The sequence below is a fragment of the Psychrobacter sp. PSP genome, assembly GCF_024085615.1.
Classification (GTDB): Bacteria; Pseudomonadota; Gammaproteobacteria; order Pseudomonadales; family Moraxellaceae; genus Psychrobacter; species Psychrobacter pacificensis.
Genome location: NZ_JABLTF010000016.1, coordinates 255,461 through 272,527, shown reverse-complemented (window position 1 = coordinate 272,527; position 17,067 = coordinate 255,461). Strand labels below are relative to the sequence as shown.

Below are 17,067 nucleotides of genomic sequence, written 5' to 3'. Positions count from 1 at the left end.
CGCAGACAGAGGCTGCAAAAATTGATATTAGCAGTACCTTATCGTTTTTGAGATACTTTGACTATACCACCACAGCACCAATAAAAAACCGACCATCATGATGATAGTCGGTGGTATAACGGACTTTGATTGGCAAATCGTATAGCGATTAAATCAGGTCGCTATACGCTTGGATAGCGGTCAGCGCGATGGTATAGACGATATCATCAACGAGTGCGCCACGCGATAAGTCATTGACTGGCTTATTCAAACCTTGCAGCATCGGTCCAACGCTGATGACATTGGCGCTACGCTGCACCGCTTTATACGTGGTGTTACCAGTATTGAGATCAGGGAAAATAAAGACGTTGGCTTGACCTGCGACAGGAGAGTCAGGCGCTTTTTGTTTGCCCACACTCATGACCGAGGCGGCATCATATTGTAGTGGGCCATCGACTTTGAGGTTCGGCGCACGCTCACGGACGATTTGGGTGGCACGAGCGACTTTTTCGACATCCGCGCCTGCGCCTGATGAGCCCGTAGAATAGCTGATCATCGCGACTTTTGGATCGATACCAAAGGCAGCAGCAGACTGTGCCGATTGAATGGCAATTTCTGCCAACTCTTCAGCATTCGGATCAGGATTGATCGCACAGTCACCATAGACAACCACTTGCTCAGGCAACAGCATAAAGAACACGGACGATACGAGCGAGTACTGCGGCGCGGTTTTGATTAATTGAAATGCTGGGCGTACGGTATTGGCAGTGGTATGAATCGCACCTGAAACCAGACCGTCGACCTCATCTAGCTGTAGCATGATGGTGCCAAGATACACCGTATCTTTTAGATATTCAGCGGCGACGTCTGCGCCAGTCTTGCCTTTACGGCGCTCAACAACAGCAGCGATATATTTGCTCATATCAAGGGTGTCAGGGTCGATGATTTCTAGACCTTCTGGCAACGTCAAATCGCGATTTTTGGCGACTTGTTCGACATCGCTGCGTTTTGCGAGCAGTACGCAATCAGCGATACCGCGGCTCTGACAGATACAGGCTGCTTCGACGGTACGTGGTTCAGAACCTTCTGGCAATACGATACGTTTTTTAGCGTGCTGTGATTTTTTGACCAACTGATGGCGAAACGCCGATGGGGACAAGCGCGGTTCATGATTACGGCTAAAGTATTCTTTAATCCAGCTCAAATCCAAATGGGCAGCGACATAACGCGCCACTTCTTCAGCGCGATCGGTGTCATCACTTGGAATCTCTGAACTCATATGGACAAGGCTCTGTACCGTTTGATAGCTGTCACTCTCGACGCTCATGATAGGGATGCCCGTTTTGAGCGCCGACTGCCACAGCTCCGTTACGGTCTCGCTTGGTAGGATACCACCTGTCAAGACCAATCCTGCCAGCGGAATACCATTGATACAGGCCAATCCTGCGGCCAATAGCAAGTCATCGCGGTCACCAGGGACCACCATCAACGTACCACGTTTGAACACTTGATTGACACGAGCGACTGAGCGCGCCGTTAGACTGATGCGATTGATACGACGTGTTTTTGCTTCACCAACGTTAAGCCAAGTGGCATCAAGCTCGGTGGCAATGTCCCAAGTGCGCGGTACAGACAACGAATCGCTAAAGGGAACGACACCGATGAGGCGAAACGCGTCGGTATTGAACGAAGGCGATAGACGCTGCACTTCTTGCAAAAAGGTTGGATCTAAGCTGACGACCGCCTCACCCGGAGCGACTGGTTGATTTTCAAAGGTATTAGGCACGTCTTGTACCCGCATCAATATTACGCCTAATGTACGCGCATCCATGACACCGCCGAACTCGCGCGCATGCACATCAAGCTTGTCCGCCAACGCCGCTGGTTGACTGATATCAGCGGCACCAACAAATATGATCTTGGCATCTAAAGCATGGGCGAGGGCGCGGTTGATTTGTGAAGCGTAAGAGGTCTCAGTGGTCGGCACCAGACCTTCACAGATGATGACGTCAGGGCCATCATCTATTGTGTGATAATTGGCAATCACTTCTTCCATCAAATCATCAAGGTTGCCATCGCCCAACATCCGCTCGACGTGCTGACGACTGATCGATTTGGGCGGCTTTAGACCAAAGGCATGCATGGTCAATGCGCTTGAGCTGTCTAAGCTGTGCTGCTTATCTAGGGTATCGTCTTGCAAAAACGGCTTCATAAAGCCCGCTTTGATACCGTTATAATCAAAGGCGCGAATCAGTCCAAGCGCGGCTGATGTCACACCGATACCGCGGCTAATGGGAACAAGTAAAATGGTCTGCATAGTGTATCCTACGGTTTATTTTATTATTAAGTTCAATTCATCCTTGGCAGAATGAGCAATGTGCTGAGTATGTACGCCATAGCCTTATAGCAAATGTTAATTATATAGATATGGCGTATCAAACACGCTCACGCTTATATTAAATTCAATGCCTGACGAGTCTCTTGAGCAATACGGCACTCTTCATCAGTTGGGACGACCCATAACTCGATACTGCTGTCATCTGCGTGGAAGCTGCCTTCTTTACCACGAACCAAACTGGCATTTTTGTCAGCATCTATTTTGATACCGAAATGACGCATCACTGCCAGGATTTTGGTACGTGTAATGTTGGAGTTCTCACCGATACCGCCAGTAAAGACAATACCGGTAAACTCTGGTAGCGCACAGCTAAGGCTGGCCAGATATTTACCAGCACGATAGCAGAACATCTCGATAGCGAGCTTGGCATCTTCGTGACCTTCACTGGCTGCTTGCTCGATGGTACGCAAGTCGTTAGACAGTCCTGAGATACCAAGTAGACCGCTGTCATTATTAAGCATTTTGTCGGTTTCTTCTAAGCTCATACCGAGCTGACGCTTCAGGTGCATGTGCAAGCTAGGATCCACATCGCCACTACGCGTACCCATCATAAGGCCCTCAAGTGGGGTCAGACCCATGCTGGTATCGAGACTTTTGCCATCGTATACTGCGGCGGTTGAGCAACCATTGCCTAGATGTGCTGTTAGCCAGCCATGCGGGCCTTTTGCGTCAGTGATTTGGCTGGTGCGTTCTGAGACGTAAGCATGTGATGTGCCATGGAAGCCATAGCGACGGATTTTATGCTCTTCGTATAGATATTTGGGTAGCGCATAGCGAAAAGCAACGGGCGGCATGGTTTGGTGAAAAGCGGTGTCAAACACCACCACTTGCGGCATATCAGGATAGATCGCCTGAACCGCTTCGATACCCAGTGCGTTTGCAGGGTTGTGTAGCGGAGCTAATATTTTGAGACGCTTCACTTCTTCTAACGCATGCTCATCAACGCGAACGGCTTTGGAATATTCGCGGCCACCATGTACCACGCGGTGCCCAACGGCGATGAAGTGGTACTGCTCTAGTAGCTCAAGGATTTTTTGTAGCGCCAGCTTATGGCGACCACCAGGAATAGAGATTTCAAGTTTTTCACCGTTTAAGGTCGTGTGCTTAATACGGGCGGTATCGAGACCTAGGTTTTCGGCAAGACCGGTGATACGAGTAGAGTTGTCATCACTAATCAACGCGTATTTGATGGAAGACGAGCCGCAGTTTAAAACCAAGGTTGGGCTGGTCAGGGTTGATGTTTCAGAGTTCTTATCATCAAAAGTGGTGGTTAGGCTGTCGCTCATACTCTATCCTTAGATTGGTTTTTATAGGTGGGTTTTTGTAGGTTGAAAATCATCATATCGTCAGATTACTATGATAAAAACGACACTGACATCGCATCGTGTTCATATTAAGGTGATGATAGATTGATCGTATTTAACACAAGATTAGCCATATCCATGCTGATCTATCAAACAAGTATATGATCGATCTTAGTCATACTGAGGCTGATGGTTGTATCTTATTACTATATAGCAGTACCGCTGAATCGTAGGCCTGAGCCTCAGCATAGCCGTAAGGCCGCGGTATAATGTAACATATTTTTGTAGCTATACCGCGATAATGGTAAGGTTTAAAATTGGTGTCTATCAAGCGTTCAAAATATTGGTACATCTGTTATAGCTAGTGGCTCTTAGGTACTTTAGCCATTGATTATTGGCTGTTGTAGAGCTGCCTTATGAATATCAAAAATTGTAAGAAATATTGTCCAAATTCCTATCAGACATGTTTTTATGCGCAAATTATCAAGCGACACCGTCAGTAAATTATGATGAAAGCATCAAATCAATCCCCACTATGAGCCAAATTTATTGGCCAATGCTGTTCAGTATGCGTACAGCTTTGTGTCATAATGCTATGATTAAAACTTTGATATTGGCCATTTTTGGGCTGCCTTTTTCGATCTTTATTTATTACGATTTTTAATCGCACTTACACCGCTACACGCTCACAGGTGATCCACTCCATGTCTACTATACTTCGCTCATCAGAAACTGGGTATATCGCCTTATGGAGACTTGCCAGTCGCCGCGCCATTATTACTTTAGTCATTGGCAGTGCGATGATGGTAGGGTTGTCAGGCTGCGGGCAAAAAGGCGCTTTGTACTTACCAAAGTCCAGTAGCCAAACGGTAAAGGGTAGCCCATCTGTACTAAATAGTACGAGCCATCCACAAGATGCCGCTTTTGCTGGTATTGATGATGATACCTATCAAAAAAATGACTATCTAGATGAACAGCAAATACTGCCCGAGCCGAGTACAGATCCTAACGATTATTAATGTTTATTCTTACCCTTGATACCCTGATTATATTAGAGATGTTTATATGAGTTATTCTGAACTACCTGCTGACGTAACCGATGTTGCTACTGGCGAATCTGTCACTATCCAAACTGAGCACGGTCTATATGTTGATCCTAAAGCGTTGAGCGCTCATCTGCCCGCGCTAAGCTATCGCGACGACGCGCTATATATGGAGCAGGTTAGTGTTGATGAGTTGGCAAAACAATATGGTACGCCATGCTATGTCTACTCAAAGCAGGCGATACTGGATGTTTATCAAGCCTATACCGATAGCTTTGCCAGTCTCGATCATCAGGTATGCTACGCGGTAAAAGCAAACTCGAATCTTGCAGTGCTTGGGGTGCTTGCGCAGGCAGGTGCTGGGTTTGACATCGTCTCTCATGGTGAGCTGATGCGCGTACTGGCTGCAGGCGGCGCCGCGTCGCGCGTTGTCTTCTCAGGTGTTGGCAAAACTTACGGCGATATCGAATACGCACTGACCCAAGGTATTGGCTGCTTTAACGTCGAGTCGATCAGTGAGCTGACCTTGATCAACGAGGTAGCGGCAGCACTGAATAAACGCGCGCCAATCTCATTACGCGTCAATCCAAATGTCGATGCCAAGACGCATCCGTATATCTCAACAGGTCTTAAAGACAACAAGTTTGGTATTACCCACGAAGACGCCTTAGCGGTCTATCAGCAAGCGGCGGATTTATCACATATTGATATCGTTGGTATTGATTGTCACATTGGCTCGCAGTTGACGGAAGTCGCGCCGTTTGTCGCCGCACTAGATAAAGTCATTGAGCTGATACATAGCCTGTGCGATCATGGTATTGAGCTGCGTCATATTGATTTGGGTGGCGGTCTAGGCGTGCGTTATATTGATGAGACGCCCGTGTCTATCGATGAGTTTGCCGAGGCTTTATTACCAAAGCTTAGCGAGCTTGGTTTGACCGTATTCTTTGAGCCAGGTCGTAGTATCGTTGCCAATGCTGGTGTGCTATTGACGCAAGTCGATGTACTTAAGCCGACTGAGCATAAGAACTTTGCGATTGTCGATGCTGCGATGAATGACCTGATTCGTCCTGCTTTATATCAAGCTGAAATGGCCGTGATTCCAAGTACATTACCGAGCGATGGTATTGATACAAATGGTACAAAGCCGTGGGACATCGTTGGCGCGATTTGTGAGACAGGGGATTTTTTAGCAAAAGATCGCTTACTGTCATTAGAGGCAGGAGCTGTCTTGGCAGTGACGGGCGCAGGGGCTTATGGCTTTACTATGAGTAGTAATTACAACTCGCGTCCGCGTGCCAGCGAAGTGATGGTATCAGGCAATAACCATCAGCTCATCCGCAAACGTGAAACGGTTGAAGTATTGTATGCTGACGAAATACTGTGGCAGGATAAATAAAGCCGCCAACACGCCAACACTGACACTGTTTTTGCATAATAAATAAAACCCACTGTGATAATAACGGTGGGTTTTTTATGGCAAACTCGAATGGGGTATATCGAGTTTGAGGTATAACGATAAGTTAGTATTTGATAGCGGTGATAATTATGATTGTATCTGACAGCGTGCTAATATAAGCCATACATAAAAATAGGATAGGACATCAAAGATATGCTAATAGAATTTACTAAAATGCATGGGCTGGGCAATGATTTTATGGTTATCGATTTGGTGACCCAGCGCTTAGATTTGACCAAGGAGTTGGTAGCGTTATTGGGAGATCGCCACCTAGGTATTGGCTTTGATCAACTGCTTGTGGTCGAGCCACCGATGCGCCCCGATGTTGATTTTAGTTACCGTATTTTTAACACGGATGGCACCGAGGTGGAGCAATGCGGCAATGGTGCGCGCTGTTTCGCCCGTTTTGTCCAAGCACGTAAACTGTCATTTAAGCAGCGGCTACGGGTTGAGACGGCGAGCGGCATTATCTCTTTGACCACTGATCGGTTTGGTTGGGTAGAAGTCGATATGGGTAAGCCCAAGTTTGAGCCAAATGAGATTCCCTTTAGCCCAAGAGCCACGACCAAAATCCAAAACACTTATCACCTCGATGTCAATGGCACACCTGTACAGCTATATGTCGCTAATATGGGCAACCCACATGCCGTTATCAAAGTTGATGACGTGCTTGACGCTGAGGTTGAGACGTTAGGCAAGGCCATTGAGTCCCATCCAGCGTTCCCAGATCGCGTCAACGTGGGCTTTATGCAAGTGATGAACCAGCGTCATATTCGTCTGCGTGTGTATGAGCGCGGCGTGGGCGAGACGCAAGCTTGCGGCACGGGCGCCTGTGCAGCAGTTGCAGTCGGTATAAGAGAGGGCTGGCTCGATGAAGGCGAAGAAGTGCGCGCGCAGCTCTATGGTGGCAGCTTGATCATCAAGTGGCAGCCTGGCTATTCAGTTATGATGACAGGTCCGACTGCTTTTGTTTATGAAGGAGTCTTTAGTCCAGATGGTTTGATGGCGCAAGCAGGTATTAAGCCAAGTTCTGAAGGCTGATATCTGTCTTTAGAAAAATGATATCAATAACATGGGTGCTTCTGATATGGTTATGTCCACTCATCAAGACGGTCAGACAACGCAAACGGCACCTTGGCTATCAGCTGAGCTGGCGGCGAATATAGAGTCAGATGCTGCGCTACGAGCGTTATTAGCACCTGTCCATCGTTGGCTCAATACGCTGTCTGTGCGTAATCACTCGCCGCATACGCTGACCGCTTATTTTGCTGGCTTAAACCAACTGGCACTGTTCTTACGCGGTAAGCGTCTGACGTGGACGCGTTGTGATAAGCGCCAACTGGCTCAGCATATTAGTCAGCGTCTCGATGAAGACAAGCTTGCGCTTGCTAGCGTTCAGCAAGAGCTGTCAGCGATTCGGCATTTTTATGGTTGGCTCATAGAGGAGGATTTGGCGCGTATCAATCCAACGACCGGCTATCAGCTCAAGCGTAGCCCTAGACCATTACCCTCTATCGCTGATGTGGATTTATTGACGCAGTTACTCGATCAACAAATCCCTGATACGCCAGAGCAGGCGCGTTTGTGGTTGCGTGATAAAGCCATGTTTGAGCTGCTCTATAGTAGTGGTCTACGTGTTGGCGAGTTGGTCGCACTCGATATGGCTGATGTGGACTTGTCTGATTTACGGGTGCGAGTCACTGGTAAGGGTAATAAAACCCGCTTAGTACCATTAGGTGCAAAGGCAGCAGAGGCGATGACACGCTATCTACAGCATCGCAATCTATGGGTCGAACAGATGGACAGCGCCTTGTTCATTAGCGAAAAACTCGGCACCAGACTATCGACGCGAGCAGTACAGCAGCGTCTAAAAGTTGCGGCGACTCGCGCAGGTATTGCGCAAAACATGTATCCACATCTACTGCGTCATTGCTTTGCCTCACACATGCTGTCAGGTAGTGGTGACTTGCGTGCCGTGCAGGAGATGTTAGGACATAGCGATATCAGTACCACGCAAATTTACACCCACGTTGATTTTGCCAAATTAACACAAGTCTATGATCGCGCCCATCCACGAGCCACCCACACTCAAAATGATGAAAATCCTACCTAATTGAGTAATCTATGGTTTAAGCAATCTACGGGACTTCTTAAGTTATGCCAAACGATGACAATCAAAGATAGGTAATTTCTGTCGACCTTGCACTTGAGCTTGCTTGTCTAATGATGCCATGACGATGGCGTATCCTTTATCTATGTCAGATGTCGTAGACAGATTTAGCTCACTGCTATCATGGCTCGCAATAACGCTGCCATCAAAAGCAGTAATGGTAGTATGTCCCCACGTCTGGCGAGTATTGCCATCTTTATATGCATGATCGCCGCCCTGTGCTGCACCGATCACCATGCACTGACTGTCCAAAGCACGTGCCTGTAACAATAGCGACCAATGCGCTTGTCCAGTCAGATAAGTAAAAGCAGACGGTGCACTTAATATATCAGCACCTGCTTGACGTAAGCGCTGCGCTAAAGCAGGAAAGCGCAAATCAAAACAGACCATCATACCCAACTGATAGACAGAGCCTTCTGACTCAAGAGGCGCAACCACGGTCTGCGTGCCCGGCTCAAACGTCGCCGCTTCATTGTAGCTGCCTTGCTTATCAGCCACAGTCGCGGTAAACAGATGAATTTTATCGTATCGTGCCACTCGCGACCCGTCTGGCGCAAACAACTGACTGACTTGACGCAGCCGACCATCAGGAACGATCATGCCATCAGGCCGATAAGGGCAAGGCAGTGAGCCTGCCAGTAGATATATATTATGAGTGCGGGCATACTCTGCCATCGTCGCTGATAGCGCGTCAAAACGCTCTGCAGTCGCAAACTGCTGGCCCATGCTACAGCAGTTTTCAGGTACGACAACGAGTTTAGCACCTTGCGATTTGGCATCAATGATCGCCGCTTTTATATTCGCTAAATTGCTATCGATGTCTTGCTGGCTGTTCATTTGAATGGCAGCTGTGCTAAATTGAGAGGGCATTGTTGTGTCAGTCATGACAATATTCTCCGTGACGGGTAAGTCTTGATGGCTGCTCATGACAATTTTTTATGACGTTTTTTATTATAAAATGTTGATGACGCTGAACAAACCATTCATAGTTATCGGTTGGTTATTAAGGCAAACATGCTAAATTTGTATCACAAACATACCAATCGTATCTGGATAGGATATAAATTAACGTAGCAAAATTGTGATAAAAAATGCTATCGTCATGTCCTGTTAAGGTGACATCATCGCCTTAATTGGCAAAATAAATACAATATGACCAAGACTGGAGTGTAATAAGCCGCCCATGAGTATGTCATTCGGATTGGCGAGCACGCTAAGCACCTCACAAAAACTGACACCGCAAATGCAGCAAGCCATTAAATTGCTGCAGCTCTCTAGTCTTGAGCTTGCACAAGAGGTTCAAGCCAAACTGGATAGTAATCCGCTGCTTGAACGTATCGAAGAGGATGATGACGAGTACGAGAATAACCGTGACGATAGAGCAGATGAGCTAAGCGAGTCATTAACACTTGATAGCTGGAACCAAAGCAGCAGTGACGCATCTAGCGCAGGATCTGATAACCATACAGACTATGGTGACGATAGCACTGACAGCTGGGAGAAACTGCAGCAATCTCGTATTGATGATGGAGCGATGGATAGTGATAGCAGTTTTGACACTGATAGCTTCGATGCTAGCAGCTTTGATAAAGAGAATTACGCTTCGACATCAACAGGCGCAGGCAATAATAGAGGCGATGAGGATTTTGATAGTTATCAGGGCGGTACTTCGTCGACTATCAAAGATCACGTACGTTGGCAGCTCAACTTTAAGCGCCTATCAGAGACGGACACATTGATTGCAGAGTATTTGATGGACTCTATGGACGACATGGGATTCATACGAATTGATATCGATGAGCTGCTACAGAGCTTTGATACCATGGCCAACTTTTATCAGTGGGATGAACGCGTTGAGTACGACGAGGTCATGGCCGTATTGCGTATGATCCAATCTTGCGATCCGATTGGCGTTGGCGCACGTCATTTGAGTGAGTGCCTAGCGATTCAGTTATCCAAGCTAGATGCCAATACTGCATATCTCAAAGAAGCAAAAGCGCTGCTAACGGCGGGCGAGCTTTTGGTGAGCAACAATATCAAAGCGCTGACTGAACGGACAGGCCTTGCCCCTGAGAACATCACCCCTGCGCTTAACTTACTGCGCACCTTAAACCCTTCACCCGGATTACTCTTTCAGATCAACCAGCCTGATTATACCCAGCAGCCCGACAGTTACGACATTCCAGATGTATTAGTCACACCCATTAGGAGTCGTAAAGCCACTGCCAATACTGAGGCATTAGAAGACGGTTGGCATGTACGCCTCAATCCTGACACCTTGCCGAAGCTGCGAGTAAACCAAGAATATGCCAATTTAGTCAAACGCGGTGATGACAGTCCGGACAACCAATATCTGCGTGAAAACCTCACCGATGCGCGCCTCTTTATCCGCAGTATTGAGGAGCGCAATCAAAACCTATTAAAAGTAGCCACTAGCATTGTGCGTTATCAGCAGGAGTTTTTGCAGCACGGTGCAACGGCCATGCAACCACTTATTCTAAAGGCAATCGCAGAAGAAGTAAATCTACACGAGTCCACCGTTTCACGTCTCACGACCAGTAAGACGATTTTGACACCGCAAGGACTATTTTCACTAAAGCACTTTTTTTCTTCTCACGTCAGCAGTTCGGATGGCGATATCTCATCAACGGCCATCAGTGCCATGATTAAAAAGCTCATCGCTGATGAAGATCCCAAAAAACCGCTATCGGATAGCCGTATTCAAAAAGAATTATTGGCAGACGGTATCGATATTGCCAGAAGAACTGTTGCCAAATATCGTGAAGCCATGAATATTGGCTCATCTACTCAGCGCAAACAGAAGTATTAATCGTTTAAATACAGCCATCTGCAACAATTTTGAGTAATCATTGACATTTCTGTGGCAAGATATAAAAAATAAAATTTTTTGATTATATAGAAACATGATGGAAACAACAGCTATTGTTACACTTAATTACAATTTAACGTCTTGCTACTATCCCTCTTTCATGACAAATTAGAGTCATACCAACAACGAAATCTAAGTGCCAATCTATAGTATTTACTTGTAATGAATAAAGGAGACGATAAAAGGATACGTCGAAATCTTACTAGAGGCATTAGATAGATTATTGGTAAGGCAGGATGATAAGAGCAGGAATGCGACTTCATCTGTTGAATGTAAGTTACAAATACAAGGACAATAATATGAATGTTTCTATCAGTGGTCACCATATCAGTGTTACCGAAGCTATGGACACAGCAGTTCGTGAAAAGCTTGAAAAAGTAGAGCGACACTTTGATCAGATACAGAGTATTAAAGTGATATTATCGTTAGACAATAGTGGCGCAAGTGATGGCGGTAAAAAAAGCCATAAAGCTGAAGCAATTATGCGCGTCTCAGGTCAAGAAATGTTTGTCCAAGCCTTAGAAGATGATATGTATAAAGCCATTAATGAGATGGCAGACAAACTTGATAGACAAGTACGTAAGTACAAGACCCGTCAAGAGCGCAAAAAGACTCAGGGTGCTGGGCGTGAAGATCGCTATCAAGACACCACGCCTGCTGAAGCAGTACCAGCAGCTTAATCATAGGTTTGAATAACGTTGATTAAGTGGGCAATCAAATCATCAAGAGCGTCTGAACGAGCTAAAAAATAAGAAATTTGATAAACAGCTATTTCATTCATTGGTGATCTATAAAAGAAAAAAGACCTCGAACGTTTGACACGTTGAGGTCTTTTTTAGTACGTCTCTAATGATGCGGTTAAGAGTTCATAATTAATAAAAACTAATGACAGACTGAAATATAAAAAATTAGCCTCCGCCCACAGCCTGTACGACTTCTATATTCATACCTTCTACAATACGCAATTGAGCCAGCTCACTCTTTGGAGTTAGCTCACCATCTACTTCAACGGCATAGCGTCCTTGACTGAGTCCAAGTTCATTGATGACTAATTGCACTGTCTGATGAGTGGTTTGTAAGTTTTTACCATTAACGCTAATGGTGCTCATATAAAATCCTCCTTAATAATTTGAGATTCCTTGTATTAACCGCAGTATAGATGCTTTTAATCTTATAGGCGACTATTTGTATCTATACTCATAATATCAATCAATCTTCGGCAGGTATGAGTAGAATGGATTAATCCATTGAGTTCTCAAGTCGAAATGTAGAGATAGCAAGCCATAACCAACCTACAATCATAAGAACCCCGCCAATGGGGGTAATCGCGCCAAACCAGCGCGGTGCTCCAAGCGTCATGGCATATAGACTACCGGCAAATATAATAATACCGATTTGCAATAACCAAGCCGTAGCTTGAGTGGTATATTTTAAGCGTATCAGTAAGCCCACAACTAATAGACCCAGCGCATGTATGAACAAATACAACGTCGCGGTATGCCACCATTCAAGCTGTTGTGCGCTGACAATATTCTCCAAACCATGAGCACCAAATGCACCCAAAGCGACAGCAATAACCATATTAATCGCGGCAATACCGATCCAGTTTAGCATGGCAAAACTCGTATCTTTTTAGAGCTACTGAATGTCATCTGGTAAGATCACGCTATCAATGGTCATGGCATCGCGGATTTTATCCATCGCGTTTTTTTCGATCTGACGGACACGTTCAGCAGATATAGAGTAAACCGCGGCCAGCTCGTGCAAAGTGGATTTTTGCTCAGAGAGCCAGCGCTGCTCGACGATATCACGTGAGCGATCGTCCAATGTTCCCATAGCTGCGATGAGGGCGGACGAGTTATTTTCTTCCCAGTCTTCTTCTTCCAACTGCTCAGCAGGATCGATGCCATCTTCCAAAAACAGCTGCGGTGCATAGCGACCGTCATCATCGTCGCTGGATTGCGCTTCAAACGAGGCATCATAAGAAGTCAGGCGTGACTCCATCTCGAGCACTTGCTTGCGCGTAACATTCAAGTCTTTGGCAATCGCGTCTGCTTCTTCTAGCGTGAGCTGATTATTGGTTTTCTTTAAACTACGTAAATTAAAGAATAACTTGCGATGTGCTTTGGTGGTCGCGACTTTTACGATACGCCAGTTACGGATGACAAATTCGTGAATTTCAGCTTTGATCCAATGTACGGCAAAAGACACTAAGCGCACGCCTTTATTCGGATCAAACCGTTTGACCGCCTTCATTAATCCCAAATTGCCTTCTTGAATTAAGTCGGCTTGAGGCAAACCATAACCTGAGTAACTGCGCGCAATATGAATGACAAAGCGCAGATGCGACATCACCAGCAGACGCGCTGCCTCAACATCGCCCTCATCATAATAGCGATGGGCCAATTCTTGCTCTTGTACAGGCGTTAAGATCGGAATTTGATGCACAGTATTGATGTAGGCGCCCAGATTAACCCCCGGCGCTGCCAAATGGGTTGGCATTGCTGGCACCAAATCGCGCGTACTGGTATTGCCTAATGTACTGGCATCATAAGGTGGGCGCTGAGCTGCGGCTTTTAGTGCCGCATCGCGCGCATCGTTTTTTATAGGAGCTGTGCTGTCTTTTTTATTCGCATTCGCAGCATCAGAAGTAGTAGTAGCCATATTCTTGACCTTGGTTAAATAGTTAAGCAAACAGTCAGATAAAAATCTCTATAGTTGTAATTGTAAAGGACAGCAGCGTTTAGTTGCTATCAGTTTTGGTAATGATGAAGTGATATATTGTAGCGAAACGCTGCAATGATATGCTATTGCCTGACAAATCAGTAACTTCGTTGACGATTAACGCTAAGTAGTCGCCCGTTTGTGTTTGCTGACTCTGACGACAAAACGCTGTGATATCAGATTGTGAGTTGGGATCTGTCGCGACCACATATAATGATTCACCAGCGGCTACATCGCGTAACGCAACCTTGGTTTTCAGCAGTGGCATTGGACATGCAAGCCCGCGACCATCGACGAAACGCTTGATATTTAGTAAAGGTTGCTCTTCATCTATTTTCGTCTCAGTGCCAACATCTGGGCCATCATTCTCTACTGGCAACAAGTCTAACAGATGATTGATCTCTTGCTGTTCTGGATCGGATAAGCTCGCTGATAAGTAAATAGAGTGTGATGCACGTTTGATGGGTAATTGGCTATCAGCGGACATAATACAAACCTTACAAGTATCAGTATTTCGGTTTCTTTATCAAAAAAGGCTCTAACAATTATTTTTGAATATCGTCAATCTATTTACGGCAACCATGAGCTTACTATTATTGTGTTTAACCATTATACCAAATAGCCGATGTATAATTGCATTTGAATATAATCAACGCCATGTTCGGTTCATTAGAATCACACAGTCATGTTGCACAATCGTGACGGGTGGCTGAGTGATTGGTAGCTAAGCACATAGTAGAATTGACCTTATACAAACAAGCTCGTATAGTCGAAAAGACGTCGTCAACAATCTGATAGGATACGAATTTGTACCACGCTAATAGACCGCCACGACTTATTAAAGCCACCAGCCATTCGTTAAATAAGCTGTCGGAAAGCTCGCTATCTAAACTATTTGGGCAAACAGATAGCCGCAACTCTGTGGTTTTATCTTTTTCAAATAGTATCAAAATCGGACTGTCAGTGACATTTCTGGTAATTGCTACAAGTGCTCATAGCAAGGATGGTGATGATAGCCAAGCTATGCCATTTGCCAATCATTCATGGCAAACAGTAGAGTCACAATCGTTAGAGCTACCCAATTTGCGCGGGCAAGGACTGAGCTTTGCTGAGCAATACCAAAATAAAATGCTGGGTGAGTGGTCATTACAGAACATCAATGGTCGGGTCAAAATGGAGCACGACCCTTGGGTGCAAGAAACGGTAAAAGACATGACATGGCGATTGAATGCGCAAGCCCGTCAGCAAGCACCACTTGGCTTAGTTATTCTTGATAATCCCAGCATCAATGCTTTTGCGGCACCTGGTGGAGTCATCGGGATCAATACAGGGACGATATTGGCCGCCAAAAGTATGGATGAGCTGGCAAGTGTCATCGCCCATGAAGTCGCGCACATCAGTCAACGTCACTATGAGCACAGCGCAGACGAGCGCAAAAAAGCCTTACTGATGCAAGTAGGCGGTATGTTGGCTGCGATTGCCGCATCAGCAGTCGATGGTGATGCGGCGGCGGCTGTAATGGCGGGTAGCCAGACAGCTTCTATGAATAGCAGCATGGCTTTTAGCCGTAACAATGAGCGCGAGGCCGACCGAGTAGGGATGCAAATCATGACTCAGGCAGGCTATGACCCTCGGGCAATGCCACGGTTTTTTGCCACGATGAATCAACAAAGCCAGCTCAATCAGGTTGAAAATCGCTTTTTACCAAGCTTTGTGCGCTCACACCCGCTCAGTGATGAGCGACTGAGTGAGTCGCAGAGCCGTGCTGGGCAGTATCCCACACTGTCATTGAGCCAGCAGCAGCGCCATCAAGCCTTGTTTGATTTGCTCTATTGGCGTGTACAAGCTACTGGCAAACATGCTTCTGAAGTGACGCTCACAACCGCTGCTAAAAATAGTCTGGGTGCCAAACTTGCCTTAGTGAGTTGGTACGGAGAACAGCAGCGCATCGAAGAGGCTAATGAGGTATTGGCACAGATTAATAAACTCCCAAATACGCAGCGTCAAAGCCTAGAACCTTTACTATCGATTACTTATAGTCAGCTTTTAAGCGAACAAGGCAAATGGCAACAAGCTGCAGATATTTTAGAGAGTCAGCAGCGTCTGTATCCTGAGCGCCGTGACTTGCGTCTGTATTTGGCGGAAGCACTGACCAATAGCAATCAGCCATTAAGGGCACAAGTACTGCTAAAACCACTCACAGAGCAACAACCAAGCGATCACTATGCATGGCAAAGTCTGCAGCTTGCTAATGAAAAGCTCGCTAAAACCGCAACGTCACCACAACTGGCTAATATTGCAACGATCAACGCATTGCGTTATCGCAGTTATGATCAACTTTGGAATGGGCGCTATGAGAGTGCGTTGACATCACTGACGCAGGCCAAGCAATTGACTGAAAACCTGCAAGCCACAGCACAAAGCAATAGTGCGCGCCCATTGCTAGCCAATATCAATGCAGAAATCAAAGCAATAAAAACCGCCAAAGACTTTGAGCCTTAGGCGGTTTGTAAATAGTCAGTTTTTTGTACAACAACAGGTGCGCTCGACAACATCATTTTCAGTAATAGCAGCTCATATGCCGGCTTGCTACCCAAAACGAAAAATTAGCCTTGTAGCGCATCTTTAACCATTTTAGAGATCAACGCAGGATCAGCACGACCAGCGGTCTTGTTTTTCAGTACACCCATCACGCTGCCCATATCACGCATAGAAGTGGCACCTTGCTCTGCGATTTCCGCGTTGACCAATGCCATGATTTCATCTTGATTCATTTGCTGTGGCATAAACTCATTGATAATATCAATCTCAAACTGCTCTTTGGCCGCCAAATCATCACGACCATTTTCTGTAAAAATAGTGAGCGACTCTTGACGTTGTTTGAGCTGCTTTTGTAGCACTTCTAATACTTGCGCGTCATCAAGCTCTGTCTGACGATCGATCTCGATCTGTTTGACGACTGATTGTACGTTGCGCAGTATTTTGACACGCTCAAGCTCACGAGCTTTCATAGAAGTTTTGATGTTGTCTGATAACGTCTGTTTAAGTTGGCTCACTGCTATTATCCTTATTCGTTTGTTAAATGCTATTTGTTGGGTAC

General features: G+C 46.0%; 15 protein-coding genes. 7 read left to right on the top strand and 8 right to left on the bottom strand.

The annotated features are described in order from the left end of the window. Positions 1-148: 148 nt before the first annotated feature. Both pta and HL061_RS07205 read right to left on the bottom strand, forming a co-directional pair. A complete protein-coding gene (gene pta, locus HL061_RS07210; RefSeq protein ID WP_071002438.1) occupies positions 149-2,296 on the bottom strand; it encodes a phosphate acetyltransferase in 2,148 nt (715 codons plus the stop codon). Positions 2,297-2,430: 134 nt separating this feature from the next. Beyond that, on the bottom strand, positions 2,431-3,663 hold the full coding sequence (locus HL061_RS07205; protein WP_071002436.1) for an acetate kinase: 1,233 nt from the start codon (positions 3,661-3,663) through the stop codon (positions 2,431-2,433). Positions 3,664-4,385: 722 nt separating this feature from the next. Between HL061_RS07205 and HL061_RS07200 the strand changes: the two genes are divergently transcribed. The 4 genes from HL061_RS07200 (at position 4,386) to HL061_RS07185 (ending at position 8,296) form a co-directional block, all read left to right on the top strand. Next, positions 4,386-4,700: a lipoprotein gene (locus HL061_RS07200; protein ID WP_071002432.1), complete on the top strand. Its 315-nt coding sequence runs from the start codon at positions 4,386-4,388 to the stop codon at positions 4,698-4,700. 46 nt (positions 4,701-4,746) lie between these two features. Then, positions 4,747-6,123, top strand: a complete 1,377-nt coding sequence (lysA, locus tag HL061_RS07195) for a diaminopimelate decarboxylase (protein ID WP_071002430.1) — start codon at positions 4,747-4,749, stop codon at positions 6,121-6,123. Positions 6,124-6,336: 213 nt separating this feature from the next. Further along, positions 6,337-7,224, top strand: coding sequence for a diaminopimelate epimerase (gene dapF / locus HL061_RS07190; protein WP_071002428.1), 888 nt, complete (start codon positions 6,337-6,339; stop codon positions 7,222-7,224). Between the two features lie 46 nt (positions 7,225-7,270). Further along, a complete protein-coding gene (locus tag HL061_RS07185; RefSeq protein ID WP_071003710.1) occupies positions 7,271-8,296 on the top strand; it encodes a tyrosine recombinase XerC in 1,026 nt (341 codons plus the stop codon). A 42-nt stretch (positions 8,297-8,338) separates the two neighbouring features. Here HL061_RS07185 and HL061_RS07180 read toward each other — a convergent pair whose 3' ends face one another. Then, positions 8,339-9,238, bottom strand: a complete 900-nt coding sequence (locus HL061_RS07180; protein WP_071002426.1) for a nitrilase-related carbon-nitrogen hydrolase — start codon at positions 9,236-9,238, stop codon at positions 8,339-8,341. Positions 9,239-9,536: 298 nt separating this feature from the next. Between HL061_RS07180 and rpoN the strand changes: the two genes are divergently transcribed. Both rpoN and raiA read left to right on the top strand, forming a co-directional pair. After that, positions 9,537-11,183, top strand: coding sequence for an RNA polymerase factor sigma-54 (gene rpoN / locus HL061_RS07175; protein ID WP_071002424.1), 1,647 nt, complete (start codon positions 9,537-9,539; stop codon positions 11,181-11,183). Between the two features lie 359 nt (positions 11,184-11,542). Continuing rightward, on the top strand, positions 11,543-11,923 hold the full coding sequence (raiA, locus tag HL061_RS07170; RefSeq protein ID WP_252962669.1) for a ribosome-associated translation inhibitor RaiA: 381 nt from the start codon (positions 11,543-11,545) through the stop codon (positions 11,921-11,923). Positions 11,924-12,151: 228 nt separating this feature from the next. Here raiA and thiS read toward each other — a convergent pair whose 3' ends face one another. The 4 genes from thiS to HL061_RS07150 all read right to left on the bottom strand — a co-directional run bounded on the left by thiS (position 12,152) and on the right by HL061_RS07150 (position 14,454). Beyond that, the gene (gene thiS, locus HL061_RS07165) at positions 12,152-12,352 is read right to left on the bottom strand and encodes a sulfur carrier protein ThiS (protein ID WP_058025626.1); all 201 of its coding nucleotides are present in this window, start codon (positions 12,350-12,352) and stop codon (positions 12,152-12,154) included. A gap of 130 nt (positions 12,353-12,482) precedes the next feature. Further along, positions 12,483-12,857: a DUF423 domain-containing protein gene (locus tag HL061_RS07160; protein ID WP_252962668.1), complete on the bottom strand. Its 375-nt coding sequence runs from the start codon at positions 12,855-12,857 to the stop codon at positions 12,483-12,485. 24 nt (positions 12,858-12,881) lie between these two features. Beyond that, positions 12,882-13,745, bottom strand: coding sequence for an RNA polymerase sigma factor RpoH (gene rpoH, locus HL061_RS07155; protein WP_201587611.1), 864 nt, complete (start codon positions 13,743-13,745; stop codon positions 12,882-12,884). A gap of 241 nt (positions 13,746-13,986) precedes the next feature. Then, positions 13,987-14,454, bottom strand: coding sequence for a sulfurtransferase TusA family protein (locus tag HL061_RS07150; RefSeq protein ID WP_252962667.1), 468 nt, complete (start codon positions 14,452-14,454; stop codon positions 13,987-13,989). Between the two features lie 476 nt (positions 14,455-14,930). On the opposite strand from HL061_RS07150, the gene HL061_RS07145 reads away from it, so the two are divergent. Then, positions 14,931-16,469, top strand: coding sequence for a M48 family metalloprotease (locus HL061_RS07145; protein WP_227517119.1), 1,539 nt, complete (start codon positions 14,931-14,933; stop codon positions 16,467-16,469). A gap of 104 nt (positions 16,470-16,573) precedes the next feature. Here the strand turns inward: HL061_RS07145 and HL061_RS07140 are convergent, their stop codons facing one another. Next, on the bottom strand, positions 16,574-17,023 hold the full coding sequence (locus HL061_RS07140) for a GatB/YqeY domain-containing protein (protein WP_058025631.1): 450 nt from the start codon (positions 17,021-17,023) through the stop codon (positions 16,574-16,576). Between the last annotated feature and the right edge of the window lie 44 nt (positions 17,024-17,067).

What these genes read in the sequence shown, in the direction of transcription:
- pta (WP_071002438.1), bottom strand. Translation starts at nt 2,296, where the DNA reads ATGCAGACCATTTTACTTGTTCCCATTAGCCGCGGTATCGGTGTGACA.
- HL061_RS07205 (WP_071002436.1), bottom strand. Translation starts at nt 3,663, where the DNA reads ATGAGCGACAGCCTAACCACCACTTTTGATGATAAGAACTCTGAAACA.
- HL061_RS07200 (WP_071002432.1), top strand. Translation starts at nt 4,386, where the DNA reads ATGTCTACTATACTTCGCTCATCAGAAACTGGGTATATCGCCTTATGG.
- lysA (WP_071002430.1), top strand. Translation starts at nt 4,747, where the DNA reads ATGAGTTATTCTGAACTACCTGCTGACGTAACCGATGTTGCTACTGGC.
- dapF (WP_071002428.1), top strand. Translation starts at nt 6,337, where the DNA reads ATGCTAATAGAATTTACTAAAATGCATGGGCTGGGCAATGATTTTATG.
- HL061_RS07185 (WP_071003710.1), top strand. Translation starts at nt 7,271, where the DNA reads ATGGTTATGTCCACTCATCAAGACGGTCAGACAACGCAAACGGCACCT.
- HL061_RS07180 (WP_071002426.1), bottom strand. Translation starts at nt 9,238, where the DNA reads ATGACTGACACAACAATGCCCTCTCAATTTAGCACAGCTGCCATTCAA.
- rpoN (WP_071002424.1), top strand. Translation starts at nt 9,537, where the DNA reads ATGAGTATGTCATTCGGATTGGCGAGCACGCTAAGCACCTCACAAAAA.
- raiA (WP_252962669.1), top strand. Translation starts at nt 11,543, where the DNA reads ATGAATGTTTCTATCAGTGGTCACCATATCAGTGTTACCGAAGCTATG.
- thiS (WP_058025626.1), bottom strand. Translation starts at nt 12,352, where the DNA reads ATGAGCACCATTAGCGTTAATGGTAAAAACTTACAAACCACTCATCAG.
- HL061_RS07160 (WP_252962668.1), bottom strand. Translation starts at nt 12,857, where the DNA reads ATGCTAAACTGGATCGGTATTGCCGCGATTAATATGGTTATTGCTGTC.
- rpoH (WP_201587611.1), bottom strand. Translation starts at nt 13,745, where the DNA reads ATGCCAACCCATTTGGCAGCGCCGGGGGTTAATCTGGGCGCCTACATC.
- HL061_RS07150 (WP_252962667.1), bottom strand. Translation starts at nt 14,454, where the DNA reads ATGTCCGCTGATAGCCAATTACCCATCAAACGTGCATCACACTCTATT.